This is a genomic window from Salmonella sp. SAL00670 (assembly GCF_046552235.1).
Lineage (GTDB): Bacteria > Pseudomonadota > Gammaproteobacteria > Enterobacterales > Enterobacteriaceae > Salmonella > Salmonella enterica.
In genome coordinates, this window is record NZ_JBGDUO010000003.1 from 135,059 (window position 1) to 161,447 (window position 26,389).

Genomic DNA, 26,389 nt, shown 5'->3' on the forward strand with positions numbered 1-26,389 from the left:
CATGCGCCTGTTTCCTGAACTCGCCACCTGTCACGATGTTTCTATTCCTGAGCTGCTCGCCAGCCGGGATGAGAGACAAGCAAGACAGCGCGCCTGGCTAACGCGTCACGCCACTCCGCTGGTCTCCTTTACCGTGGTGGCGCCAGGCCCGATGAAAGACAGCGCGTTAACCCGCCGGATCTTTAATCACGGCGTGGCTGCCCTGCACACGCTGGCAGAAGAGTATGGCTGGACGATCCGGGAGCAGGCTGCACTGGTTTCCGCCAGCGGGCCGGAAGGGCTGCTGGCGATTGACGCGCCCGCTCAGGCGCTCAAACAGGCGACCATCGCACTTGAACAGCGTTATCCACTGGGGCGCCTGTGGGATATCGATGTCCTGACGGCGGAAGGCGAAATACTCTCCCGCCGCCATTTCGCGCTTCCCGCTCGCCGCTGTCTGCTGTGCGGGCAAGGCGCGGCTGAATGCGCGCGGGGTAAAACCCACGCGCTGACTGATTTACTGATTCATATGGAGGCGCTGCTGCATGATGCCGATTCCTGCCAACCCGACTAACGCCTCCATTCAGCCTCAGTCGCTGTATGACGCCTGGGCCGATTTGGCCTGGCGCGCCATGCTGACCGAGGTAAATTTATCGCCAAAACCCGGTCTGGTAGACCGACTAAACTGCGGCGCGCACAAAGATATGGCGCTGGCGGATTTTCACCGCAGCGCGGAGGCGATTCGACACTGGCTGCCGCGCTTTATGGAATATGGCGCCAGCTGCACGCGCCTGCCGCCAGAGTCAGTTCTGGCGGGCCTGCGTCCATTGGGGATGGCCTGTGAAGCAGCGATGTTTCGCGCAACGGCGGGCGTCAATACCCATAAAGGCAGCATTTTCTCGCTGGGGTTACTGTGCGCCGCCATTGGCCGCCTGTATCAGCTACGCCAGCCGATCGCTGCAGAAACACTCTGCGCTACCGCCGCCGATTTTTGCCGCGGCCTGACCACGCGCGAACTGCGCCAGAACAACCTACAGCTCACCGCAGGTCAGCGGCTGTATCAGCAACTGGGATTAACCGGCGCGCGCGGCGAAGCGGAAGCGGGCTATCCGCTGGTCATCCGCCACGCGTTACCGCACTACCGCGCATTGCTGGCGCAGGGGCGCGATCCGGAACTGGCGCTGCTTGATACCTTACTGCTGCTGATGTCGCTTAACGGCGATACCAACGTCGCGTCGCGCGGCGGGGCGGACGGTCTGCGCTGGTTACAGCAGCAGGCGGCGGTCTTATTACAGCAGGGCGGCATACGGACGCCTGACGATCTCGTTTATCTCCACCGGTTCGATCAGCAATGCATTGAACGCAATCTCAGCCCAGGCGGTAGCGCCGATCTGCTGATCGTGACCTGGTTTTTAGCGCAAATTTCGCAAGTTAATCATTAACACAATTATAGAAAATATCCTTTCCGGAGAGTCATTTATGTCTTTATCCAAAGATAATATATGGAAGTTGTTGGCCCCATTAGTGGTGATGGGCGTCATGTTGCTAATTCCTGTTCCAGATGGTATGCCGCCGCAGGCCTGGCACTATTTTGCGGTTTTCGTCGCGATGATTGTCGGTATGATCCTGGAGCCGATCCCGGCGACAGCGATCAGTTTTATCGCCGTAACCATTTGCGTTATCGGCAGCAATTACCTGCTATTTGACGCTTCAGAACTGGCCGATCCGGCGTTTAAAGCCAGTAAACAGGCGCTGAAATGGGGGCTTGCCGGTTTCTCCAGCACCACGGTCTGGCTGGTTTTCGGCGCGTTTATTTTCGCGCTGGGCTACGAAGTGACCGGGCTGGGGCGCCGCATTGCGCTGTTTCTGGTAAAATTCATGGGTAAACGCACGCTGACGCTCGGCTATGCGATTGTCATTATCGATATTTTGCTGGCGCCGTTTACTCCCTCCAATACAGCTCGTACCGGCGGGACTGTCTTCCCGGTCATCAAGAACCTGCCGCCGCTGTTTAAATCGTTTCCAAACGATCCTTCCGCACGCCGCATCGGCGGTTATTTGATGTGGATGATGGTGATCAGTACCAGCCTGAGCTCTTCGATGTTTGTCACTGGCGCGGCGCCAAACGTGTTAGGTCTGGAGTTCGTCAGCAAGATCGCCGGCGTCCAGATTAGCTGGCTGCAGTGGTTTCTCAGCTTTCTGCCGGTAGGGATTATTTTACTGATCGTTGCGCCGTGGCTCTCCTATGTACTTTATAAACCTGAAGTGACCCACAGTGCGGAAGTCGCGGCCTGGGCTGGCGGCGAGTTAAAAAACATGGGGCGTCTGTCCCGCAAAGAGTGGACGCTGATTGGCCTGGTGCTGCTTAGCTTAGGATTGTGGGTTTTTGGTGGAAAAATCATCAACGCCACTGCCGTGGGTCTGCTGGCCGTCTCGCTGATGCTGGCGTTGCATGTTGTGCCGTGGAAAGACATTACGCGCTACAACAGCGCCTGGAACACCCTGGTGAACCTCGCTACTCTGGTGGTCATGGCCAATGGCTTAACCCGCTCCGGCTTTATTGACTGGTTCGCCAATACCATGAGTACGCATCTGGAAGGTTTCTCGCCGGATGCAACCGTCATTGTACTGGTACTGGTGTTCTATTTCGCGCACTATCTGTTCGCCAGTCTTTCCGCTCACACCGCGACCATGCTGCCGGTCATTCTGGCGGTGGGTAAAGGCATTCCGGGCGTTCCGATGGAACAACTGTGTATTCTGCTGGTGCTGTCTATCGGTATCATGGGCTGTCTGACGCCGTATGCCACCGGCCCTGGTGTGATTATCTACGGCTGCGGTTACGTGAAATCCAGAGACTACTGGCGGCTTGGCGCAATCTTTGGCGTTATCTATATCGCGATGCTGTTGCTGGTGGGCTGGCCGATTTTGGCAATGTGGAATTAAACATTACGCCAACGCAGGTTAAAAATGATGCCGTTCAGGTTCACCTGAGCGGCATTTTTTATGATTAAATGGGTAACATTCATAATGTGTATAAATTATCGAATTCATCATGAACACAATATGGCATTACAGTCCGCTGCTGGCTGCCCTCTTAACCCCGATTTTTGCCGCCAACGCCGACGAACTTCAGGCGCAACAGTACGGTGATTTCACTGACTATGTGCTGGCGCTTTCCTGGCAAACCGGTTTTTGTCAAAGCCAGCATGAACGCCGCCATCGGGAGCCCGATGAGTGCCGTCTGCAAAAAGAGCCAGCCAACAAAGCAGACTTTCTGACCGTCCACGGCCTGTGGCCAGGATTACCCAAATCTATCGCCGCACGCGGTGTTGACCAGAGACGCTGGCAGCGCTTTGGTTGTGCGACGCGGCCAATCCCGAATCTGCCTGAAGTCAAGGCCAGCCGGAAATGCTCAGCCCCCACCCCCGGACTTTCGCCTGACATCGCGACAGCGCTTAAGGAAGTGATGCCCGGCGCGGGGGGGAATTCCTGTCTGGAGCGCTACGAATATGCCAAACATGGCGCCTGTTTCGGGTTTGATCCCAATGCCTATTTCGGCACCATGATACGGCTGGATAAGGCGATAAAAGACAGCGCGCTGGGGCAGTTTCTGGCGGATAATTACGGCAAGACCGTTAGCCGCGCTGAGTTTGATAGCGTCGTCGCACAAACGTGGGGCCAGGATAATGTCAAAGCCGTTAAAGTAAACTGCCATGGCAATCCCGCCTATTTAACAGAGATTCAGTTTTCATTAAAGGCGTCGATGATTAACGCCCCGCTCTCCTCTGCCTCATTCCTGCCACAGCCGCATCCCGGCAACTGCGGGAAACAGTTTATTATCGATAAAGCCGGTTATTGACGAAGCAGAGGTTTAAAACCGTAGCCACATTTGAGAACACGCCCGAATGTAGACTAAAATTCACTCAGGGCTATGACGTTTGAGGATTTACCCGAATGTGAACTAAATCACTTCAAAGACGGGGTAAGTCTCAGTATCATCATGAGAGTTAAACCCTCGCCGCCAGACGGTGAGGGTTTTCTTTTGGGACCATTTACCTGCACTACTCGCAGTATCGATGACATGGAGTAAGAAATGTCCAGACCCACTATTATCATTAACGACCTTGACGCCGAACGTATTGATCGTCTTCTGGAACAGCCTGCGTATGCGGATCTGCCGATTGCCGACGCGCTCAACGCCGAACTGGATCGCGCGCAAATGTGTTCGCCACAAGAGATGCCGAACGATGTCGTCACCATGAACAGCCGCGTTAAATTCCGCAATTTGAGCGATGGTGAAACACGCGTGCGGACACTGGTGTACCCCGTCAATATGACGGATAGCAGTACCCAGCTTTCGGTAATGGCGCCCGTCGGCGCGGCGTTGCTGGGACTGCGCGTCGGCGACACCATTCACTGGGAACTGCCGGGCGGCGCCTCCACCCATCTCGAAGTGCTGGAACTCGAATATCAGCCTGAAGCCGCGGGCGACTTCCTGCGTTAAACCATCTGCATAAGCGTTAATGCGTTTACACAGAGGATGCCTGCGCATCCTCTTTCCGTTAGCCCTTTCATTGCTGCCTGCTTCAGACAACGCCGCCTGGCATCGGGTTGACTACTCCCGTCGCCTGTTTCTGCGCCGCTTGTGCCGACGTCGCTCCCGGCACCAGGATAACCTTCCGGCACTCTTCTTCGCGTTTTTCGAAAATTTCGTAGCCGCGCGCCGCCTCTTCAAACGGCATATAGTGCGTGACAATCTCCTCCGGCTTCAGCAACCCTTTTTCAATAAGCGGTAATAATTCCCCCAGCCACGCGTGAACATGGGTTTGACCCATTTTAAAAGTTAGCCCCTTATCAAAGGCGTCGCCGAATAAAAAGCCGTGAATAAAACCGGCATACACGCCGGGCACGCTGACCACGCCGCCGCGTCTGACCGCCGCGATACATTGTCGCAGCGCTTTGCCGCTGCTGCCTTCCAGTTTAAGGTTCGTCAGCACCGTCTCCGTCATGCTGCCTTTCGCTTCAAAGCCTACGGCATCAATTACCGCGTCCACGCCGCGGTGTCCTGCCGTCTGCTCGATGATTTTTTCCGCCGGATCGTTCTCATCATCGAAGTTGATCGGTATCGCGCCGTAACGTTCTTCGGCGAAACGCAGGCGCCAGGCGTGGTGATCAACGACGAAGATCTGCTCCGCGCCCAGCAGTCGCGCACAGGCGATAGTCAGTAATCCTACCGGCCCTGCGCCAAAAACCGCCACGCTGGAACCTTGCTGAATCTGGGCATTTTTTGCCGCCTGCCAGGCGGTAGGCAAAATATCAGAAAGAAACAGCGCCTTATCGTCAGATAACAGCGGCGGCACCTTAAATGGACCGACATTACCTTTTGGCACGCGAACATATTCGGCCTGTCCGCCGGGAACGCCGCCATACAGATGGCTATACCCAAACAGCGCCGCCGGTGGCGGGATCTGTTTTTTATTCATCGCCGCGCCGTGTCCGTCGTTAGTGTTTTCACACGCTGAATATTGCTGTAGCCGACAGAAAAAGCAGTCACCACAGGCAATGACAAACGGGATAACGACCCGGTCCCCTTTCTGAATATTCTTTACATCATGTCCGGTTTCCACCACTTCGCCCATAAATTCATGGCCGAAAATATCGCCATGTTTTACCTGTGGGATCTTGCCGCGATAAAGATGCAAATCAGATCCGCAAATCGCGGTGGCGGTAACACGCAAAATGATATCGTCAGGCTGCTCAATGCCGGGATCGGGTACGTTTTCAACCTTTACGTGATGTGGACCGTGATACGTCAATGCTTTCATGCAGCCTCCGGGGTAACGGTGAATGTCACGTTCGACTATAAAAGGGTAGCTATCCCGGAGAGACTGCCGGCAAAACAGGCGGCTTTAGGATTTTTCCTGGAAAATACACGACTTTTTTAACATCAGGTTGCCGTAATATTTAAAATTGCCAGACAAATAGCAGAAAGAAACATTATTATATGCTTGAATAAATTCAGTATTGATTAACAGGGAGTAACGGGTATGTATAAGACAATCATTATGCCGGTTGATGTTTTTGAAATGGAACTTAGCGATAAAGCCATTCGCCACGCTGAGTTTCTGGCGCAACAGGATGGCGTCATTCATCTGTTGCATGTACTGCCTGGGTCCGCGAGCATGAGTCTGCACCGCTTTGCCGCCGACGTGCGTCGCTTTGAAGAACATTTACAGCATGAGGCGGAAACGCGTCTGCAAACGATGGTGGGACACTTCAGTATCGATCCTTCACGAATTAAAACGCATGTTCGCTTTGGTAGCGTGCGCGATGTCGTCAATGAGATGGGCGAAGAACTGGATGCGGATGTCGTGGTAATCGGTTCGCGTAATCCGTCCATCACGACACACCTGTTGGGGTCTAACGCCTCAAGCGTGGTGCGCCATGCAACGCTGCCGGTATTGGTTGTGCGTTAACTCTGGCGGCTAAAAACTGACACGCCCTGCCAGGTCACGCCTGGCAGGGCTTTTTACTGCATCATCGTTAGTACAAATGCCCGATATTCACAATAGTACTCACCGTGTCGCCAAAAAAGACCAGCCGACTCAGAAATACGCCGACGAATAACAAGACGAACAGGAGTTTCGGGCGCGAATCACCGTGACGGCTGGCGACAAAAGCGAGCGCAAGGCAGACCAGGCTTGCCAGATAAAACGGTGAAGCCAACCATGAACGCGCCGTCATCTGCATTACCGTTCCCCCGCTTAACCACACCAGCGGCGCCGCGATAAGTACCGCGATACACACCACAATCCCCTGGCGTAACGCAGGAACGGCAGGCCTGAGTTTTAACAGCGGAATCGCCGCGCAACCCATGACCCATACCGTAATAAAAAATAACAGCATGGTAAACCCATTAGCGATAGCCACCATCGCTGGCGCGGCGTAGGTCATCCCCTGCACCGCCACCAGTAACACGCCGAACACGGAGGCGATAAGAGCCATCGCTTTATGTCCCTTTGCCAGGAACGTTACGCCGACCGCTGCGCCAAACAACGTGGCGCCCAGGATTTCCCGACTTAACCAGGCATGTCGCAGGTTAATCAGCGCATCATAAGCGCGATCGGGATGCGCCAGATGCAGAATCGCGGCAATAGACGCCAGTGCCAGCACCAGCCCGGTGGCCAACCAATAGAAACGCTGGCCTTCCACTTCACCACGCAGCGTACGCCATGTCAGTACCAAAGCCATCCCGACAGACATCTGGCTTAATACCGTAAAAAACACCAGCGGCAGTTCATATTTTTCCATTACTTGTCCTCCGGCTGCTTAGGCTGGCGCGCCAGAATAAAGCGCGTTCCTGGATTAAGCTGTGGCATATGCGGGAACCCTGGCGGATACTGCACCGCATTATCGGGCACAGGATCGGCATCCAAATCGATAATCGACAAGGCGCCCACCGGACAGGCGTTTACGCACGCCGGATTCATACCGATATCAAGACGCTCGTAGCACATACTGCATTTTTCCGCTTTACGCGTCTCTTCATTAAAACGCGGCGCGCCATAAGGACAGTTACGAATACAGTTTTTACAGCCGATGCAGCGCTCAGGGTTATGCACCACCACGCCATCTTCACGTTTGGTATAGGCTTCGACCGGACAGGCGGCGACGCAGGCCGGATGTTCGCAGTGGTTACAGGCCAGCGAGTAAAACGCCCGCTCTTCATGTGGATAGATGTCTTTATCCAACGGATAAACGTAGCGCCAGAAGCGATCCGGCTCCAGTTGGTTAAAGCTTTTACACGCCATAGCACAGCCGCGGCAGCCGATGCACTTATCGCTATTCACTAAAAACGCACGTCTCATGCTACGGATTCCCCTTTACCGATCAATACAACGTCAGCAAACTGACTGTGGATAGCGGCGCCCGGCGCGCCAGTTTTCATCAGCCCCATATCAGCAGGCGTATCGGCCACGACGTTTTGCACGTTGTACTGCCGTTTCGGGAACCACGCTTCATACATCACCAGAAAATCTTCCGGCACGTTGGTGGTGACTTTTGCCCGCAGCTCAACTTCACCGGTGCCATTGAAAACTTTGACCAGATCGTTCTCACTGATGCCCTTTTTCTTCGCGGAAGAAGGATGGATATAAACGAACGGTTCCGGGTAGAACACCTGCATCCAGTCCAGGTTGATAAACTGCGAGTGCAGGCCAAACTGCACGTGCGGCGTAAACAGATGGAACGGCAGTTTGCTCTCGGCTTCCGGTTTGTATTCCGGCAGCGCGGTGTGGCCGTTTTTCTCCGCCAGTTCAGATTTAAATTCATACTTGCCTGACGGCGTTTTGAACTTGCGATCGTACCAGGCGGCAGAACTTGGCAGGATCGCTTTTTTCGGCCCGTCCAGCAGATCGTCCCAGGAAGAGATGCCAAACATTTTCGCCATACCGTCGTTGAACTCCTGATCCAGCCAGCGCTTGTGATCGAACTCTTGCGGGAAGGTACAGGAACCCGGCGCCATCTTATTAATGGTGCGCGACAGCATGGTAGCGATTTCAAGGTCGCATTTTGCTTCATACATCGGCTTAATCGCCGGCTGATTAATGGAAAGCCAGTAGTGCCAGTAAGAAGCATCCACGTTCCACTCTTCAAACGCGGTGGTAACGGGCAGCACGATATCAGCGTGTTGCACCGTTTCGTTGAAGAACTGATCGGCGCAGACCACCATTTCCAGTTTTTCAAACGCTTTTTTCATCTTGCTGCGATCGAAATCCTGGGCAAACGGGTTTTTACAGGCGACCCACAGCATACGAACCGGCGGATCGTTGGCCTCCAGAATCCCCTGCGCCGTCTGGTTGATATTCAGAGAGCGATCGGAGTACTGCACGGCGTCGCTGCCAGCGGCAGCCCCGAATTCACTGGTGGTGCCCGCCGCTCCCGGTATGCCAATAGCGCCCACCGGCGGCTTCTGCAGCATGGCGTTATAATTAAAGCCCCAGGTATGCAGATGGCCATAACGCGCGCCGCCGCCTTCGACACCGATGTTGCCGGTCATAGCGACAAAGGCGTCGATAGCGCGAACGTTGGCGCCGCCGTTGACATGACGCTGCATCCCGTAACCAATCCAGACCGTGGCCGGCTTAACCGCCGTAAACTCTTCCGCCAGCTGGCGAATGACATCCGCAGACAGGCCGCAGATTTCTGCCGCCCACTCCACGGTTACATGGTTACGCAGATAGGCTTCAAATTCCGGATAGCCATGAGCATCGTTGTTAACAAAATCCTGATCCACCAGGCCTTTATCCACCAGATGACGCGCCATTCCCAGCGCCAGCGCACCGTCTGAGCCAGGCCGTACGCGCAGGTAGAGATCGGCTTTGGCAGCAGTCTGCGACAGCAGCGGGTCGATAACCACGACCTTCGCCCCTTTCTCGCGCGCCTGATAGATGTACTTCATGCTGTGCATTGAGCACCAGGCCGGGTTGGCGCCCCAGATAATGATGTATTTCGCTTTCACCATATCTTCCGGGTCGTTACACCACATGTCGCCCATGTCGTAGTTTTGCGCGTCGATACCGGCAGGCCAGCACGGCGTACCGGCAAAACGGGTGGTGTAGCCAAGCGAGGACATCATCCCTTCAACGGCATAGTTCAGCACGCCAAACTTACCGGAATATTTGGTCAGCGCCAGACCGAGCATAGAACCGTCTTTTTTCTTAATCTCCAGCATTTTGGCGGCAATGCGCTGCATCGCCTCTTCCCATGAGATGCGACGCCAGTTGCCGCTACCGCGAACGTCCTGCGCCATGGGATATTTAATACGATCGGGGCTATAAACCCGGCGCGGATAGCTTAACCCTTTGACGCAAGGGGTACCGTGAGTAAATGTTGATTCCGGCGCGCCTTCCACGAAAGTAATGACCCCGTCCTTTACCCATGTCTTGAGGCTACAGGTGTCATAGCAGTTACGCGGACACGCGTTACGATAAATTTTGTACGTTTTAGGGTTAAAGGGAACAGGCGGCTGCGCAAGCGCGCATCGGGAGGTCAGTAATCCTCCGGGTAAAGCCGCAACGGCGCCCAGTGCCACTATCCCCTTTAAAAAAGAACGTCTGTTCAGATGTCCTGTCTCATTACTCATATTGATACTCTCGTTTTAATTCATCAAACCAATAAAATAAGATGTCCGCCACCGTATATAACGTGGTCGTTTGTGCATGAGTTTTTATTTTTTCGATATATAATGGCACCCACTTTGTTAAATAGTTATTGATATATTGAGTGAGAGTAGAGCGGTATGGTGACGTTTGCCGGGTATTAGCCAGTAATAGTGTGGTCAATTCCAGCACGCAGGAAATATGATCGTCAGGAATATTGCTCTCCTGATTAACCGATAATCCCAACGCTGCCATAAACTCCCGTATCTCCAGCGTCGCCTTTCCCATCACCAGCGCATCCTCTTCCAGATACACTGAAGCGAAAGGCGCAGCCAGCAGCTTGCCAGGACCGACGAATAGCGCATTAAAGTCATACTCCGCCTCCAGCCACGCCCGATCGGTAAGGTTTACCGCAGCAGTGGGATTTAATCTCACGTAGGCAGATTTCAGTGAACGACTATCATGAGAATTAAAAAAATCACGCAATGTAAGCCCTGTTTTTTCTAATTCCGTCAGTGATTCATAGATTGAATCCATGAATAAATAACCTCACATACAAATGCAATATAAATCAAGAAAAAAGAATGGGCATGTTAACGGAAGCGCTTAATCTTTCTTTGATAAAAAAACAGAAAAATTCCAGTTAAATCCGTAGAAGGCTTTTTTATTGTTTCAAAGTTTAAAAACAGAAGACCGTTGAAATAAAAAACCGTCTGTTATTAACAGACGGTTTCAGAGTATTGATAATGAAGAAGGTGTTTTACCCGGTGGCGTTCCCCAGGCATAAACACCGCAGGCCCGAATAGCTTACACTATCGGGCCATTTACGATGGCCAGTTAACTGGCCTTGCAGGTGTGCTTACTTCTTTTTATGCGATTTTGGTGCGAATCAGATAATCAAAGGCGCTCAACGAGGCTTTCGCCCCTTCGCCTGTGGCGATGATAATCTGTTTGTAAGGAACGGTGGTGCAATCGCCTGCGGCGAAGATGCCCTTAACGCTGGTTTCACATTTGGCGTCAATAATGATCTCGCCCATGCGGTTACGCTCAAGCGCGCCTTCCAGCCAGTGGGTATTCGGCAACAGACCAATCTGCACAAAAATCCCTGCCAGCGCGACGCTATGAATATCGCCGCTGACACGGTCACGATACTCCAGCCCCACCACTTTCGAACCGTCGCCCTTCACTTCTGTCGTTTGCGCATTCAAAATGATATCGACATTTTTCAGGCTACGCACTTTGTCCTGTAGCACCTGATCCGCCTTCATCTCCGGCGCGAACTCCAGCAACGTAACGTGTTCTACAATACCTGCCAGATCGATAGCCGCTTCAACGCCAGAGTTGCCACCGCCGATGACCGCCACACGCTTCCCTTTAAATAACGGACCGTCGCAGTGCGGACAATAGGTGACGCCTTTGGTGCGATACTGATCCTCGCCCGGCACATTCATATTGCGCCATTTCGCGCCGGTGGCGATGATGATACTACGCGCTTTCAATACTGCGCCGGACGCCGTTTCAATCTGATGCAAGCCGCCTTCTGTTGCGGCCGGAACCAGTTTACTTGCGCTCTGGCTGTCGATAACGTCAACGTCGTAATCGCTGACATGCGCTTTCAGCGCGCCCGCCAGTTTCTGGCCTTCGGTTTTCGGCACCGAGATATAGTTTTCGATATCCACGGTATCCAGCACCTGACCGCCGAAGCGCTCGCCCATCAGACCGGTACGGATGCCTTTGCGCGCCGAGTAGACCGCTGCCGCCGCGCCCGCCGGGCCGGAGCCGACAATCAGTACGTCATACGCATCGCGTTTGTTCAGCGCTTCCGCCGCGCGTTTTTCTGCGCCAGTATCCACTTTAGCGACAATCTCGGTCAGAGTCATACGTCCCTGGCCGAACTCTTTACCGTTAACAAATACCGCCGGAACGCCCATCACGTTACGTTCGGTGATTTCGTTCTGGAAGGTGCCGCCATCAATTGCCGTATGTTTAATACGCGGGTTCAGCACCGCCATCAGGTTCAGCGCCTGCACTACGTCCGGGCAGTTATGACAGGAGAGTGAATAATAAGTTTCGAATTCAAAATCGCCGTCAATATCGCGAATCTGCTCCAGCAGCGACTGCGCTTCTTTTGACGGATGACCGCCGGTCCACAGCAGCGCCAAAACCAGCGATGTAAATTCGTGGCCCAGCGGAGAACCGGCAAAGCGCGGCCCCTGCTGAGAACCTGGATTCGTAATCAGGAAAGACGGCTTGCGCACCGGCAGAGTATTGTCTTCTTTAAACGTGACTTTGTCGGACAGCTCGGCGATTTCAGCCAGCAGTTCCTTGATTTCCGCCGATTTAGCGCTGTCATCCAGCGTGGCAATCAGCTCAACAGGTTTGGTCAGTTTCTCAAGGTAAGCCCTGAGCTGGGTTTTCATATTTGTGTCGAGCATTCTTCTTCCCTCTCTGAAAACATCATCATGCAAGCCGACTTCGCGGGACTGCATTAATGCAACTTGCGTCATGGTGCTGAAATGAAATGGGCGCGGGTGCGCCCATGACTGAAACAATTTCCAAAGTATTTCACGTCAGAGTAAGGCGGCTAGCCTGAGAATCCCCGGGAGCTTACTGAAGTAAGTGACCGGGGTGAGCAGGCGACGCCAACGCAGCTATGGCGTGAAAGACGACGGAAATTTAGATTTTACCGACCAGGTCTAAAGATGGAGCCAGAGTCGCTTCGCCTTCTTTCCATTTCGCCGGGCATACTTCGCCTGGGTGAGCGGCAACGTACTGTGCTGCTTTAATTTTACGCAGCAGGTCAGACGCGTCACGGCCGATACCTTCAGCGGTAACTTCGATCGCCTGGATGATACCCTGCGGGTCAACAACAAAGGTCGCACGGTCTGCCAGACCTTCGTCTTCACGCATGTTGTCGAAGTTACGGGTCAGGGCGCCAGTCGGGTCGCCGATCATCGCATATTTGATTTTTGCGATAGTTTCAGAGCTGCTGTGCCATGCTTTGTGCGTGAAGTGAGTATCGGTTGAGACGGAATAAACGTCTACGCCCAGCTTCTGCAGTTCTTCGTAATGGTCGGCAACGTCACCCAGTTCAGTCGGGCAAACAAAGGTAAAATCGGCCGGGTAGAAGAAGAAGACGCTCCAGCGGCCTTCGGTATCTTTCTCGGTGACTTCAATGAATTCACCATTTTTGAACGCCTGGTTTTTGAAAGGTTTGATTTTGGTGTTAATTAAGGACATCTATACTTCCTCCGTGTTTTCGTTGAGGAGTAAGTTAACGAAATTTTGCTGATTCGGCTAATGCGTTTCCATTATCAAATCAATAAGCGTTAACTAACAACCCGATTCGGGCGACATTGTGAACACTGCGCCCTGTCAGCCATCTAAAGTAAAAAGGCCGCCTGACAGGCGGCCCCATTACCTGAACTACCCGTAGGTAACTTCAGAGCCAGTACGACTCGTCTTGCAAATTACAGACGTATTGTCTGCAACTCGAAATCCATAGCGTATATGCTGGCTAAGTGTTGCGCTCTACATTACCTTAACAAAGGCTGTAACAGCGAAAAGGATTACATCACCCCAGCACAGAAAGGGCAATCCTGGCACGCCAGCTCTTACCTATGTCTGTGATAGGCATCATCATTAATACTCTTTTCGCTTTGATATTAAAAGGAAAAAATATGATTAAACGTACATTGCTGCTTGCTATGCTGCCCATTCTCGCCCACGCGGAAGAACTGCCTGCGCCGGTTAAAGCCATTGAAAAACAGGGTATAACTATCCTGAAATCCTTCGAGGCGCCGGGGGGCATGAAGGGCTATCTCGGAAAGTATCAGGATATGGGCGTCACGATTTACCTGACGCCGGACGGTAAACACGCGATTTCCGGCTATATGTATAATGAAAAAGGCGAAAATCTTAGCAACGCCCTGATAGAAAAAGAGATCTATGCGCCGGCCGGACGTGAAATGTGGCAGAAAATGGAAAAAGCGTCATGGATACTCGACGGTAAAAAAGACGCGCCGGTGGTGCTGTATGTCTTCGCCGACCCTTTCTGCCCCTATTGTAAGCAGTTTTGGCAACAAGCTCGTCCGTGGGTCGAATCCGGCAAGGTACAATTACGCACATTACTGGTCGGCGTGATTAAACCGGAAAGCCCGGCCACAGCCGCAGCGATTTTAGCCGCGAAAGACCCGGCGAAAACCTGGCATGACTATGAAGCCTCCGCAGGAAAGATGAAGCTGGAGGTTCCGGCGTCCATCCCCCCGGCGCAGATGAAAGTCATTAATCAGAATCAGCAGCTAATGGACGATCTTGGCGCTAACGCGACGCCAGCAATTTATTACATGAATAAAGATAAGATTTTGCAACAGGTTGTGGGTTTACCGGAAAAAGCGCAACTGGACGCCATGATGGGGCAGCCTTAACGCAGAAATTAGCAAAGCTGGAGCTTAACCGTACCACGCCCGATAGCGCTACGTTTGTCGGGCCAACCTCTGACTGGCATTAACGCGACGCCAGACCAGTATGTCATCCGACACAGCCTTTTTAGACTAACGGCGTGGTTATAAAAGTGTACGTTATGTCCGCCTTTACTGTAATTATTTACTCGCTAAAATATTCATAACTGTGGTATTTTAGTTTAAATAAACTCTACATTAAGTTTAATAAACATAACTCTGGTAAATTATTGAGATTAAGTCATAATCATGGAAGATACCATGATAATGCCGGGAACATACTATGGCTAACCTTTACGACCTTAAAAAATTTGATCTTAACCTGTTGGTTATATTTGAATGTATCTATCAACATTTAAGCATTAGCAAAGCAGCAGAAACACTCTATATTACACCTTCTGCCGTAAGCCAGTCATTGCAACGCCTGCGCACGCAATTCAACGACCCTCTATTTATTCGTTCAGGCAAAGGAATTACGCCTACCGTAACAGGCATTAATTTACATTATCATTTAGAAAATAATCTTAACAGCCTGGAACAAACTATTAATATAATGAATCAGTCCAGCCTGAAGAAAAAATTTATTATCTACAGCCCACAGCTGTTGATCACCCAATATGTGATGAAATTAGTTAAATATATCCGCAAAGATCCACAGGTTGAAATTGAACATCACGACATTTTGACCACTGACGAACTGCCTGAAGATCTGCTTGCCTACCGCAAAGCAGATATTGTGGTTTCAATGGCCCCACTGAATAATCGTTCTATTGTTTGTACTCACTTTAATAGGCTAGAATGCATCCTGGTTTGCAGTGAAAACCATCCCCGACTAGGCGACACCGCCACTATCGACGAAATTCTACAAGAGTCATTTACGCAACTCGTCTCCCGGGCAACCGGTATGAAAGAATATCATTCACTTATGGATGATGTGCTGGGGGAAAGAATAATTGGTTTCAGAAGCAAATCGCTGATGACCATCGCCAACTCTATCAGCTCCACGGAGCTTATTGGTTTTTTACCACAAACATTTTTTGACTATTACTCTTCCTCTATCAAACTTAAAAAAGTCACCATACCTTTTACCATTGCTCCCATACAATTCTATCTTATGTATAATAGGGCTTCGCTGAATAATAGCGGATTTGCTGAGCTCATTGAGCACATCACAAAAAAACATTAATAAGAAGGTCAGATAACGGATATTAATATAAATTTAATGTATATGTTTATGGGATATATTTATTTTACAAATATAATAAAGCATTGCAAGTTCATCTAATCTGCTTATCCTTTATGTTAATTATTTCGAATATACTGTAGTTAACACATCGGAGACTATCCAGAGATGTCGGTTTATAAAGTTCCGCTCGAGCAAAATGTTCTGGAAGCGGCTCAAGAGCGTATAATGTGGACCCTGGAAACCTTACCCCGGGTCTGCGTCTCATTTTCTGGTGGTAAAGATTCAGGACTTATGTTGCACCTGACGGCAACGTTGGCGCGCAAAATGAATAAAAAGATCCATGTTCTCTTCATTGACTGGGAAGCGCAATTCTCCTGTACCATCGCCTATATTGAATCGTTACGTGAATACTACGCGGACGTTATTGAGCGTTTTTATTGGGTCGCATTACCCTTAACCACACAAAATTCCCTTTCACAATACCAGCCGGAGTGGCAGTGTTGGCAGCCGGGTACCGACTGGGTACGACAACCGCCAGAAGATGCGATTACCGATCCGGCCTTTTTTTCCTTTTATCAACACGGCATGACCTTTGAACAGTTCGTTCGCGATTTTGCCGACTGGTTTTCAGAAAAACGTCCTGCCGCTATGCTGGTCGGTATTCGTTCCGACGAATCCTATAACCGATTTGCCGCTATCGCTAACTCGCATAAGCTGCGCTTTGCCGACGATAAGCCCTGGACCACGTTAGCCCCTAAAGGGCACACCTGGTATATCTATCCCATCTATGACTGGAAAACCGCAGATATCTGGACCTGGTTCGCCAAAACAGGTAAACCATGTAACCCTTTGTATAATTTGATGTATCAGGCTGGAGTGCCGCCCCGTTACATGCGTATTTGCGAACCGTTCGGCCCGGAACAACGACAGGGGTTATGGCTGTATCATGTTATCGAACCTGAGCGCTGGGCGGCCATGTGCGCCAGAGTCAGCGGCGCACTCAGCGGAGGAATATACGCCGGACAAGACAGCCATTTTTACGGCCACCGGAAAATTTTAAAACCCGATCACCTTAACTGGGAAGAGTACGCGCTGCTCCTGCTACACAGTATGCCTGAAGTCACTGCCGAACATTACCGTAATAAAATCGCCGTTTATTTGCAGTGGTATAAGAAAAAAGGCATGAACACTATTCCACAAACGCAGCATGGCGATATCGGATCGCGCGATATTCCGTCGTGGCGACGGATCTGCAAAGTATTACTGAACAATGATTACTGGTGCCGGGCGCTGTCATTCAGTCCGACAAAACCTAAGAATTACCAGCGTTATAACGAACGTATGAAAGCTAAACGCCAGGAATGGGGGATCTTATGCAACACCGACTCACAACCGAAATAACTCACTTTCTCTCTGAACTGCCTGAAGAGGAGAGGATCGCCGCCATTAATGAATTTAGAATGGCGATACATAGCGTTAGTCCTTTTCGCGATGAGCCTGTCGATTGTGTCCTGTGGGTGAAAAACGATCATATTTCACCTAATGACTACAACCCGAATAACGTTGCGCCGCCGGAGAAAAAACTGCTGCTTAAATCGATTGAACAAGATGGGTTTACTCAGCCGATCGTGGTGGTAAAGGCCAATACGGAGGAGTACGAGATTGTAGACGGTTTTCACCGTCATGAGCTGGGCAAAGGAAAAGCGGCCCTGAAAAGGCGTCTGAAAGGCTACCTGCCGATAACGTGTCTGGACAGAGAACGTCACGAACGCATGGCGGCAACCATTCGGCATAACCGCGCGCGCGGGCGCCACCAGATCCACGCCATGTCAGAAATCGTGCGCGAACTTTCTCTGCTAGGCTGGGACGAGAGCAAAATCGGCCAGGAGTTAGGTATGGACGCCGATGAAGTCCTGCGCCTGAAACAGATCAACGGCCTGCAGGAGCTTTTTGCAGACCGTCGATTCTCCAGAGCGTGGACGGTTAAATAACTACAGTTTACACAGGCGCTCTGCGGCGGCCAGCAGCGTTGATTCCTGTTTAGCGAAACATAAACGTATAAGCTGATGCGGGAAAGGGGCGGCGCAAAAGACAGAGAGCGGAATAGCGGCGACACCGACTTCTTCGGTTAGCCACTGACAAAACTCAACGTCATTTAGCGTCGACACTGCGCTGTAATCGATTAACAGAAAATAGGTACCTTCACAGGGCAGCACTTTTAATCGGCTTTGCGCCAGCGCGTTAACCAACACATCGCGTTTTTTCCGGTAAAAATCGGGTAACGCGCGATAGTGTTCCGGCGCGGCGCGCAGCATATCCGCCAGCGCCAGTTGCGCCGGCGTATTGACGCAAAACGTCAGGTACTGATGAACTTTGCGTATTTCGGCGCTAATGGCCGCAGGCGCAACGCAGTAACCAATCTTCCATCCTGTCATATGAAAGGTTTTACCAAACGATGAAACGGCAACCGCCCGCTCTCGTAACTGAGGGTGCGCCAATACGCTGGCATGACCTTCGACGGCAAAACAAATATGTTCGTACACTTCATCGCTTAACACATAAATTTCCCGCTCGCCGATAGCCTGCCACAGCGCCTCGATATCCGCCTGACACCAGACGGTAGCGGTGGGATTATGCGGCGTATTGAGGATCACCAGTCGCGTGCGCTCGCTAAGCAACGCCGAAAACGCCTGCCAGTCGACGCGAAAATGCGGCGGCGTAAGCGCTATGCGTTTTAACACGCCGCCGGAGAGCGCCACGGCTGGGGCATAGCTGTCGTAACTGGGATCGAAACAGATAACCTCATCCCCTGCCCGCACCAGCGCGGTAATCGCCGCATACAGCGCTTCTGTCGCGCCCGCTGTGACGGTGATATCACTGACGTCATCGGGTCGATAACCATATATTTCCGCCGTTTTATCGGCAATGGCCTCCCGCAGCGCCTGCGCCCCCGTCATCGGCGCATATTGATTCGCGCCCTGCGCGACATGATAAGCCAACCGCTCGTGCAAATAACGAGGACCATCAAAATCAGGGAAGCCTTGCGATAAATTTATTGCCTGATGTTTCTGCGCCAGCGCGCTCATTTGCGTAAAAATCGTGGTACCAAGATTTGGCAATTTGCTTTTTGGAATCAGTGGGTTATTTCTCATTATCTTCATACCCGCCAGTGATGTGGTTGTTGACACACTATCACAGGGTGTTAGTATTTGGCAATCAAGACGTTTAGATGTCTAAATATAATAACAACGGTGAGAAGACCCTAAGGACAACACAACATGAACCACACTGAGATCCGCGTCGTTACCGGCCCGGCGAATTATTTTTCCCATGCAGGAAGCCTCGAAAGACTGACCGACTTTTTCACGCCGGAACAGCTTTCCCACGCCGTTTGGGTGTACGGCGAACGCGCGATTGCCGCCGCCCGGCCTTACCTGCCGGAAGCGTTTGAACGTGCTGGCGCAAAGCATCTGCCGTTTACCGGCCATTGTAGCGAACGCCATGTTGCCCAACTGGCGCACGCCTGCAACGACGATCGTCAGGTGGTGATAGGCGTCGGCGGCGGCGCGCTGCTCGATACCGCCAAAGCGCTCGCCCGCCGTCTGGCGCTGCCGTTTGTCGCTATCCCGACAATCGCGGCAACCTGCGCCGCCTGGACACCGCTTTCCGTCTGGTATAACGACGCGGGACAGGCGTTACAGTTCGAAATTTTTGATGATGCCAATTTTCTGGTGCTGGTCGAACCGCGCATTATTCTGCAGGCGCCCGATGACTATCTGTTAGCTGGCATTGGCGATACGCTGGCGAAATGGTATGAAGCCGTTGTGCTTGCGCCGCAGCCTGAAACGTTGCCATTGACCGTAAGGCTGGGCATTAACAGCGCGTGCGCTATTCGCGATCTCCTGCTGACCAGCAGCGAACAAGCATTAGCGGATAAACAGCAGCGTCGGCTGACCCAGGCATTTTGCGACGTGGTGGATGCGATTATCGCTGGCGGCGGTATGGTCGGCGGCCTCGGGGAACGCTATACCCGTGTCGCCGCCGCCCATGCGGTACACAACGGTCTGACCGTTCTGCCGCAAACGGAAAAATTCCTGCACGGAACGAAAGTGGCTTATGGCATTCTGGTGCAAAGCGCGCTACTGGGACAAGATGACGTGCTGGCGCAATTGATTACAGCGTACCGGCGATTTCATCTGCCGACCCGGCTTAGCGAACTGGACGTGGATATTCATAACACCGCCGAGATCGATAGGGTCATCGCGCATACCCTGCGCCCGGTCGAATCCATCCACTATTTACCGGTGACGTTAACGCCAGACACCCTGCGTGCGGCGTTTGAAAAAGTTGAATTTTTCAGAATATAGCCTGGTGACGTTGCGTTTATCAGGCCTGGCAACACTCAGCAGCAACGCGCGCCGCCTTTTCCACCATAACGCGCATCCTGCCGCTCGCGGAAAAATTCTTCATAGGTCATCGGCGTCTGATCCGGATGCGTTATGCGCATATGTTCCACATAGTTGTCGTAGTCTGGCACGCCAATCATCATTTTTGCGGCCTGTCCCAGATATTTTCCGGCTTTCGAAAGCGTATCGAACATCGTTGTCACCTGTCATCCAAACGCCCTCTCCTTATTCTGGAGAGGGCTATTGATGAAAAAAGATTAGTGCGCGCCTTTCGCCTGCGTCACGATCTCATCCACATTTTCCGGCATCGGCTCATACGGCGTTTCATTCGCCGTCGGTTTATCAATCTTCAGAGCGGCCAGCGCTGTCTTAATAGAGAAGACTGCCAGCACCACGACCACCACCATAAAGAAGATTGTTAGCCCGGCATCCAGACGGTTATTGAATACCAACTGCGCGAGCTGCGATTCGGTGTACTGCGGCGGAATATTGCCGCTGTCGATCATCGCCTGGAACTTATTGGCAATGGCCAGGAAGCCGATTTTCGCATCCGGACTAAACGCTTTCTGCCAGCCCGCCGTCAGCGTACAAATCAGCAGCCAGGCCGTCGGCACCAGCGCGACCCACGCATAACGCTGACGCTTCATTTTGAACAGTACCACGGCGCAAAGCATCAGCGCCATACCCGCCAGCATCTGGTTGGCGATGCCAAACAGCGGCCACAGGGTGTTAATACCGCCCAACGGATCGACCACGCCCTGATGGAGGAAATACCCCCACGCCAGCACGCACAATGCCGTAGCAAGCAGGTTCGCTGGCAGCGAATCGGTACGTTTCAGCCCTGGCGACACTACGCCCAACAAATCCTGCAACATAAAGCGCGCCGCACGGGTACCCGCATCCACCGCCGTCAGAATAAACAGCGCTTCAAACAGAATGGCGAAGTGATACCAGAACGCCACATCCATCATGCCGCCCAACGCGCCATGTAAAATGTAGGCCATCCCTACCGCCAGCGTTGGCGCACCGCCTGCGCGGGAGATAATGGATTGTTCGCCGACTTCATTGGCAATCTGGTGTAACGTATCCGGCGTGATAGCGAAACCCCAACTACTGACCACCTGCGCGGCAGAAGCTACGACATCCGCTGTCCCCGCTGGCGCCAGTACCGCCATCGGGCTATTCATCGCAAAGTAAACGCCCGGATCGATAATACAGGCGGAGACCAGTGCCATAATGGCGACGAAAGATTCCATTAACATCCCGCCGTAACCGATAAAGCAGGCCTGGCCTTCGTTGGCTAACATCTTCGGCGTCGTGCCGGAGGAGATGAGCGCATGGAAACCGGAGACCGCGCCACAGGCGATGGTAATAAACAGGAACGGGAACAGGTCGCCCGTCCAGACCGGTCCGGTACCATCAACAAATTTGGTCAGCGCCGGCATAGTCAGCGTCGGACGCATGATCAGAATCCCGACCGCCAGACCGACAATCGTACCAATTTTCAGGAAGGTAGAGAGGTAATCACGCGGCGCGAGCAGCAGCCAGACCGGCAGTACCGCCGCGACAAAACCATACCCCACCAGCATCCAGGTAAGCTGCACGCCAGTAAAATCAAAGTACGGCGCCCAGGTTGGGCTTGCCGCCACCCATCCGCCGGAAATAATAGCGAAAATAAGAAATACCAGCCCAATGACCGACACCTCGCCGATGCGCCCCGGACGCAGATAACGCAGGTAGATGCCCATAAAAATCGCCAGTGGAATAGTGAACGCGACAGTGTACGTTCCCCACGGGCTATGGGTCAGCGCTTTCACCACGATCATCGCCAGGACGGCCAGAATGATCACCATGATCATAAAGCAGGCTACCAGCGCGATCACCCCTGCCGTCGCGCCCATCTCCTCTTTAACCAGCTCGCCAAGCGAACGCCCATCGCGCCGGGTCGAGACGAACAGCACCATAAAGTCCTGCACCGCTCCCGCCAGCACGACGCCCGCCAGCAGCCAGATCATCCCCGGCAGATAGCCCATCTGCGCCGCCAGTACCGGCCCGACCAGCGGACCTGCGCCAGCAATGGCCGCAAAATGGTGACCGAACAGCACTTTTTTATCGGTCGGGACATAATCCAGACCATCATTATGACGTACCGCGGGCGTCATACGCGTTGGGTCAACCGCCAGCACTTTTTTGGCGATATAGAGCCCATAAAAACGATACGCAATAAGATAGACACAGACCGACGCCACCACGATCCATAGCGCGTTGATCTGTTCCCCACGATTTAACGCAATATAGCCCAGGGCAAACGCACCCAATACTGAGAGCGCTGTCCAGACGAGGTATTTCCCTGATTTATTCATAGTTGTTGTCCGTTTGGGTGTTCCAGAGAGATGTTACATTTTGTTTCTATAACACCTTTACCGTAATTAACAACACAACAACATGATAAAACCGGATCGTTACCCATTTTTTACATTACAGTGTTAACCAGATCACTTCCTTTCTTGGTTAATGCTGCAATTGCATTTTACTTTGCCAGAACTATCCCATTACCGCCGTTCCCAGGCGACAGGTGCAGCAGCGCCTCCCCTGCTCGTCAAAGAGCGTAATTTCCCAGCTTTGATTCTGCCGCCCCAGATGCAGCGGCAGGCAAACGCCGCGTACTTTCCCCTGCGAGACGGCGCGGTGGTGAGTGGCGTTTAACTCGGTCCCGACCACGCACTGCCCGTCGCGGGTCATCAGATAACCCGCCATTGATCCTAACGTCTCCGCCAGCGCTGCCGATGCGCCGCCGTGTAGCAGACCAAACGGTTGATGAGTGCGGGCATCGACGGGCATTTCCGCCTCCAGCACGTCATCGCCCAGACGGGTGTAAACAATGCCCAGATGCGCCACCAGCGTGTTCTGACTGGTAGCGTTCAATTCATCCAGCGTTAAATGCCGTTTCCAGATCATCGTCAGGCTCCCAATGTTGAACCGCCGTCCACCACGATATCCTGCAAGGTAATGTGGCTGGCCAGATCGGAGGCAAGAAACAAAATGGTATTGGCTATCTCCTGCGGACGGGCGATTTTACCGAGCGGTATGCCGAGCTTAAACTGTTCGCCGAAACCGCGAATGCGCTGCTGTTCGGCATCTTCACTCACCCATAACGTGCGCTGCATATCGGTGTCGGTCGAGCCCGGCGACACCACATTACAGCGCACCCCACAGCCCGCCAGCTCCAGCCCTACGGTTAGCGCCAGGCTTTTCAGCGCCGCTTTAGAGGCGCCGTAAGCGCTCATACCGATACGCGGCGTATGCGCCGCATCTGAGGCTACGGTGACAATCGCCCCTCCCTGCTGACGGCGAAACTGCGCCATCGTCTGGGAAAACAGGTTAAATGCCCCGCCCACATTGACCGCAAATGTCTGCTGCCAGTCGTCGACGCTAAGCGCATCGGTCGCTCCCATACGCAAAATACCGGCAGCGTTGACCAGCACATCCAGCCGCGGCGTTTTTTGCAACACACGCTGGCACACCTGCGCAACCTGCCCGGCATCCGCCACATCCATAACTTCGGTAGCAAAGGGATAATTCTCTTGCGTAAATTCGCGATCGAAGCCGATCACCCGCGCCCCGGCGTCAACAAACGCCAGCGCCGTCGCGTAACCGATCCCTTTCCCCGCCCCGGTCACCCATACCGTTTTGTCTGAAAAATCAATACAGGGCATTACTCTACCCCGCGAGAAAGCAGCGCCCACCAGGCGTCAATGGTCGGGTTTTTCGCCAGCATCACGAAGTCGATATCGCCGTGTACTTTACGCCAGCGCGCCGCCAGCCCCATCATGCGTACTGAATCCAGGCCATAATCAATCAGGTTTTCATCGTCCAGCGGCTCGTCGGTCTCATCCAGCAACGGCAGAATCAACGCCCGCAGCGCCGCTTTACTGGCAGGAACCGGCGTCGGCAGCAGCGACTCGGTCATGACGACGCGACCGGAACGCCCCGCCACATAGTTCAGCGCCATCAGATGCTCTTCCCGGCTGAAATCCGCCAGCGCATCCGCCACCATAAACGGCTTAATGTCGCGCATAAACGCATCGGTAGCGGTGGTCATACAGCCAATATGTGCATATACGCCGGTAATGATGAGCTGATTGCGTCCGGTATCTTTTAACATCTGTTCCAGCGGCGAGCGGTGAAACGCGCTATAGCGCCACTTCACCAGCACCGTATCTGCCTCATCCGGCGTTAAGGCTTCTACCACCTTCTGCTGTTCCGGAGAGCGCGTCAGTCCCGGCCCCCACATATCATTGAGTAACGCGCGATCTTCATCGCTTTGCTCTTTCGGCTGAGCGGTGTAATAGACCGGGATATGATGTTCCTTACAGTACTGGCGCAGAGCGGCGATATTGGCAATTACCTGGTCCATCATTGGGCAGTTGCGGCCCCAAAAGCTGACAAAGTAATCCTGCATATCGTGGATGAGCAGCGCAGCGCGCTCCGGCTCAAATGCCCAGTTCACTTTGTTGGTCGGGATATCCAGTGCGGTGGGCAGCGCGTAAGACTGTAGTTTTGGAATGGCCATCTCTCTTTCTCCTTCAGAGCGGTGAACGTGACGCCAACCGCTGGCGTAATTGTTTTTTATCGACTTTACCAACCGGCGTCAGCGGCAGTGACGCAACGCACTCCACGCGATCCGGTAATTTAAATTCCGCCACGCCCTGCTCTCGCAGGAAACGGCGTACCTGTACCGCTCGCAGCGGCTCTTTTACCACCAGATATGCGCAACTTTTTTCCCCCAGCAGTTCATCTTCCATGCTGACCAGCGCCGCATGGATCACCGCCGGGTGGCGCAGTAACAGGTTTTCTATCTCTTCGGCGGCTATCTTCTCGCCGCCCCGATTGATCTGATCTTTTTCACGCCCGTGAACGGTGATGTAGCCGTCTTGATCAATGGAGATCAGATCGCCGGAACAGTAAAAACCGTTGGCGTCAAAGGCGCTGGCATTGTGTTGCGGACTGTTGAAATAGCCGCGAAAAGTATAGGGGCCGCGCGTCATCAGACGACCAATCTCGCCCGGCGGCAGTGGATTCCCGTCAGCATCCGCCACCCACACTTCGTCGTCCGGACACATGGGTCTTCCCTGGGTATTGATAATCCGTTCCGGACTATCGTCCAGCCGGGTATAGTTCACTAACCCTTCCGCCATGCCGAAGACCTGCTGCAACTGACAGCCAATTTCAGCCGGAATACGGGCGGCCAGCGTCGCAGAAAGCCGCGCGCCGCCAACCTGCAATAACCTTAATGACGCCAGCGGCGCATTACCGCCCCACTCCTGGATAGCCTGTAGCCATAGACTGACCGCGGGAGGCACCAGCGCCGTGGCATTAATCTGGTGTTTTTCGATCAGCGGGAAACAGAGCGTGGCGCTGGGATCGGTCGCCAGCACTACCGTTCCTTTGGCAAGAAAGACGCCCAGCGCGCCCGGCGAACTCATGGCGTAGTTATGCGCGGCGGGAATCGCGCACAGAAAACGCGTCTCCTCGTTGAAACCGCAAATCTCATTGCTGCGGCGCACGCTGTAGTAATAGTCGTTATGGGTACGGGGAATAAGCTTTGGCGTGCCGGTAGTACCGCCGGAAAGCTGAAAGTAGGCCACTTCGTCAGCAGGTGATGGCGTGGCGGTGAAATCTTCCGCCGCCTGCCGCATCGCCGCGTCCAGGCTGTGATCGCCGTCGTCGTTGCGCAATAACACCACCCGCACAGAGCGGTGTTCAGCCACAAACGTGTTGAGAAAGTCCTCCCCGGCGAACAGCGTATGTTGGCGATCGGCAATCACCAGCGTCGGCGCGATCTGCATCGCATAGGCGTTAAGTTCGGTACGTTGATGGCTAAACAGCGCCAGAACGGGCGCTACGCCAAGCTTCAACAGGGCGAAAAAGGTGATATACAGTTCCGGTACATTCCCCAGTTGTACCAGAGCGGTTTCGCCAGGTTTGATGCCCTGACGGCGTAAACTGCAGGCCAGATTATCTGCGGCCTGGTTGAGCTGGCGATAGCTGAATGCGCGCTCGCCTTCAATGACCGCCGTCTTGTCGCTGTCAGCGTGGCGGGTCAGAATATCGGTCAACGGCACGTCTTGCCAGTAGCCTTTTTCACGATAACGGCGGGCAAATTCATCCGGCCAACGGGTGAAAGGTATACGCATC

General features: G+C 53.1%; 25 protein-coding genes. 11 read left to right on the top strand and 14 right to left on the bottom strand.

The features are described from left to right. Position 1 precedes the first annotated feature (1 nt). The 5 genes from citX to rnk all read left to right on the top strand — a co-directional run bounded on the left by citX (position 2) and on the right by rnk (position 4,483). On the top strand, positions 2–553 hold the full coding sequence (gene citX, locus ACLJRS_RS11655) for a citrate lyase holo-[acyl-carrier protein] synthase (protein WP_001236068.1): 552 nt from the start codon (positions 2–4) through the stop codon (positions 551–553). Further along, positions 525–1,421: a triphosphoribosyl-dephospho-CoA synthase CitG gene (gene citG / locus ACLJRS_RS11660; RefSeq protein ID WP_000982657.1), complete on the top strand. Its 897-nt coding sequence runs from the start codon at positions 525–527 to the stop codon at positions 1,419–1,421. The genes citX and citG overlap by 29 nt, the downstream gene beginning before the upstream one ends. Before the next feature lie 37 nt (positions 1,422–1,458). Further along, positions 1,459–2,922 (top strand): citrate/succinate antiporter CitT, encoded by a 1,464-nt coding sequence (gene citT / locus ACLJRS_RS11665; protein ID WP_000059029.1) that lies wholly within the window; start codon positions 1,459–1,461, stop codon positions 2,920–2,922. A gap of 109 nt (positions 2,923–3,031) precedes the next feature. Continuing rightward, positions 3,032–3,838, top strand: a complete 807-nt coding sequence (rna, locus tag ACLJRS_RS11670) for a ribonuclease I (protein ID WP_001092576.1) — start codon at positions 3,032–3,034, stop codon at positions 3,836–3,838. Between the two features lie 234 nt (positions 3,839–4,072). Beyond that, positions 4,073–4,483 carry a nucleoside diphosphate kinase regulator gene (rnk, locus tag ACLJRS_RS11675; protein ID WP_000089751.1) on the top strand — a complete coding sequence of 137 codons (411 nt, stop codon included), beginning with the start codon at positions 4,073–4,075 and terminating at the stop codon, positions 4,481–4,483. An 82-nt stretch (positions 4,484–4,565) separates the two neighbouring features. Here the strand turns inward: rnk and ACLJRS_RS11680 are convergent, their stop codons facing one another. Then, positions 4,566–5,804 carry a zinc-dependent alcohol dehydrogenase gene (locus tag ACLJRS_RS11680; RefSeq protein ID WP_000646110.1) on the bottom strand — a complete coding sequence of 413 codons (1,239 nt, stop codon included), beginning with the start codon at positions 5,802–5,804 and terminating at the stop codon, positions 4,566–4,568. Between the two features lie 222 nt (positions 5,805–6,026). On the opposite strand from ACLJRS_RS11680, the gene uspG reads away from it, so the two are divergent. After that, positions 6,027–6,455, top strand: coding sequence for a universal stress protein UspG (uspG, locus tag ACLJRS_RS11685; protein ID WP_000278499.1), 429 nt, complete (start codon positions 6,027–6,029; stop codon positions 6,453–6,455). A gap of 67 nt (positions 6,456–6,522) precedes the next feature. Here uspG and ACLJRS_RS11690 read toward each other — a convergent pair whose 3' ends face one another. The 6 genes from ACLJRS_RS11690 to ahpC form a co-directional block, all read right to left on the bottom strand. Continuing rightward, the gene (locus ACLJRS_RS11690) at positions 6,523–7,290 is read right to left on the bottom strand and encodes a dimethyl sulfoxide reductase anchor subunit family protein (RefSeq protein WP_000417096.1); all 768 of its coding nucleotides are present in this window, start codon (positions 7,288–7,290) and stop codon (positions 6,523–6,525) included. Then, positions 7,290–7,847 (bottom strand): 4Fe-4S dicluster domain-containing protein, encoded by a 558-nt coding sequence (locus tag ACLJRS_RS11695; protein ID WP_001250381.1) that lies wholly within the window; start codon positions 7,845–7,847, stop codon positions 7,290–7,292. The genes ACLJRS_RS11690 and ACLJRS_RS11695 overlap by 1 nt, the downstream gene beginning before the upstream one ends. Beyond that, positions 7,844–10,123, bottom strand: coding sequence for a molybdopterin-dependent oxidoreductase (locus ACLJRS_RS11700; protein WP_000064311.1), 2,280 nt, complete (start codon positions 10,121–10,123; stop codon positions 7,844–7,846). Before ACLJRS_RS11700 ends, ACLJRS_RS11695 begins: the two co-directional genes overlap by 4 nt. Then, the gene (locus ACLJRS_RS11705; RefSeq protein WP_000377443.1) at positions 10,116–10,676 is read right to left on the bottom strand and encodes a molecular chaperone; all 561 of its coding nucleotides are present in this window, start codon (positions 10,674–10,676) and stop codon (positions 10,116–10,118) included. The genes ACLJRS_RS11700 and ACLJRS_RS11705 overlap by 8 nt, the downstream gene beginning before the upstream one ends. A gap of 332 nt (positions 10,677–11,008) precedes the next feature. Further along, complete coding sequence (gene ahpF / locus ACLJRS_RS11710) at positions 11,009–12,574, bottom strand: alkyl hydroperoxide reductase subunit F (protein WP_000887643.1); 1,566 nt, start codon at positions 12,572–12,574, stop codon at positions 11,009–11,011. Between the two features lie 241 nt (positions 12,575–12,815). Next, positions 12,816–13,379 (bottom strand): alkyl hydroperoxide reductase subunit C, encoded by a 564-nt coding sequence (ahpC, locus tag ACLJRS_RS11715; protein WP_000052802.1) that lies wholly within the window; start codon positions 13,377–13,379, stop codon positions 12,816–12,818. A 440-nt stretch (positions 13,380–13,819) separates the two neighbouring features. Between ahpC and dsbG the strand changes: the two genes are divergently transcribed. From dsbG to ACLJRS_RS11735, 4 genes are all read left to right on the top strand, one after another. Beyond that, complete coding sequence (gene dsbG, locus ACLJRS_RS11720; protein WP_000597122.1) at positions 13,820–14,566, top strand: thiol:disulfide interchange protein DsbG; 747 nt, start codon at positions 13,820–13,822, stop codon at positions 14,564–14,566. A gap of 316 nt (positions 14,567–14,882) precedes the next feature. Continuing rightward, the gene (citR, locus tag ACLJRS_RS11725; RefSeq protein ID WP_000002497.1) at positions 14,883–15,785 is read left to right on the top strand and encodes a DNA-binding transcriptional repressor CitR; all 903 of its coding nucleotides are present in this window, start codon (positions 14,883–14,885) and stop codon (positions 15,783–15,785) included. Between the two features lie 165 nt (positions 15,786–15,950). After that, complete coding sequence (locus tag ACLJRS_RS11730; RefSeq protein ID WP_000118139.1) at positions 15,951–17,186, top strand: phosphoadenosine phosphosulfate reductase; 1,236 nt, start codon at positions 15,951–15,953, stop codon at positions 17,184–17,186. Beyond that, the gene (locus ACLJRS_RS11735; RefSeq protein WP_001164756.1) at positions 17,159–17,776 is read left to right on the top strand and encodes an IbrB-like domain-containing protein; all 618 of its coding nucleotides are present in this window, start codon (positions 17,159–17,161) and stop codon (positions 17,774–17,776) included. The genes ACLJRS_RS11730 and ACLJRS_RS11735 overlap by 28 nt, the downstream gene beginning before the upstream one ends. Here ACLJRS_RS11735 and ACLJRS_RS11740 read toward each other — a convergent pair whose 3' ends face one another. Continuing rightward, positions 17,777–18,937, bottom strand: a complete 1,161-nt coding sequence (locus ACLJRS_RS11740) for a pyridoxal phosphate-dependent aminotransferase (protein ID WP_001245591.1) — start codon at positions 18,935–18,937, stop codon at positions 17,777–17,779. Positions 18,938–19,063: 126 nt separating this feature from the next. On the opposite strand from ACLJRS_RS11740, the gene ACLJRS_RS11745 reads away from it, so the two are divergent. Next, positions 19,064–20,152 (top strand): oxidoreductase, encoded by a 1,089-nt coding sequence (locus ACLJRS_RS11745; RefSeq protein WP_001016850.1) that lies wholly within the window; start codon positions 19,064–19,066, stop codon positions 20,150–20,152. Positions 20,153–20,187: 35 nt separating this feature from the next. On the opposite strand, the gene ACLJRS_RS11750 is transcribed toward ACLJRS_RS11745, so the two are convergent. The 6 genes from ACLJRS_RS11750 to entE all read right to left on the bottom strand — a co-directional run bounded on the left by ACLJRS_RS11750 (position 20,188) and on the right by entE (position 26,388). Then, entirely contained in the window at positions 20,188–20,385 is a 198-nt protein-coding gene (locus ACLJRS_RS11750; RefSeq protein ID WP_000460619.1) for a YbdD/YjiX family protein, read from the bottom strand. Positions 20,386–20,448: 63 nt separating this feature from the next. Beyond that, positions 20,449–22,554, bottom strand: a complete 2,106-nt coding sequence (cstA, locus tag ACLJRS_RS11755; protein ID WP_001043108.1) for a pyruvate/proton symporter CstA — start codon at positions 22,552–22,554, stop codon at positions 20,449–20,451. 181 nt (positions 22,555–22,735) lie between these two features. Continuing rightward, on the bottom strand, positions 22,736–23,149 hold the full coding sequence (gene entH / locus ACLJRS_RS11760; protein ID WP_000637966.1) for a proofreading thioesterase EntH: 414 nt from the start codon (positions 23,147–23,149) through the stop codon (positions 22,736–22,738). A gap of 2 nt (positions 23,150–23,151) precedes the next feature. Next, positions 23,152–23,907: a 2,3-dihydro-2,3-dihydroxybenzoate dehydrogenase EntA gene (entA, locus tag ACLJRS_RS11765; protein WP_001112172.1), complete on the bottom strand. Its 756-nt coding sequence runs from the start codon at positions 23,905–23,907 to the stop codon at positions 23,152–23,154. Then, positions 23,907–24,764 carry an isochorismatase gene (locus ACLJRS_RS11770; RefSeq protein ID WP_001007166.1) on the bottom strand — a complete coding sequence of 286 codons (858 nt, stop codon included), beginning with the start codon at positions 24,762–24,764 and terminating at the stop codon, positions 23,907–23,909. The genes entA and ACLJRS_RS11770 overlap by 1 nt, the downstream gene beginning before the upstream one ends. A 13-nt stretch (positions 24,765–24,777) precedes the next feature. After that, positions 24,778–26,388, bottom strand: coding sequence for a (2,3-dihydroxybenzoyl)adenylate synthase EntE (gene entE, locus ACLJRS_RS11775; RefSeq protein WP_001222447.1), 1,611 nt, complete (start codon positions 26,386–26,388; stop codon positions 24,778–24,780). Position 26,389 lies beyond the last annotated feature (1 nt).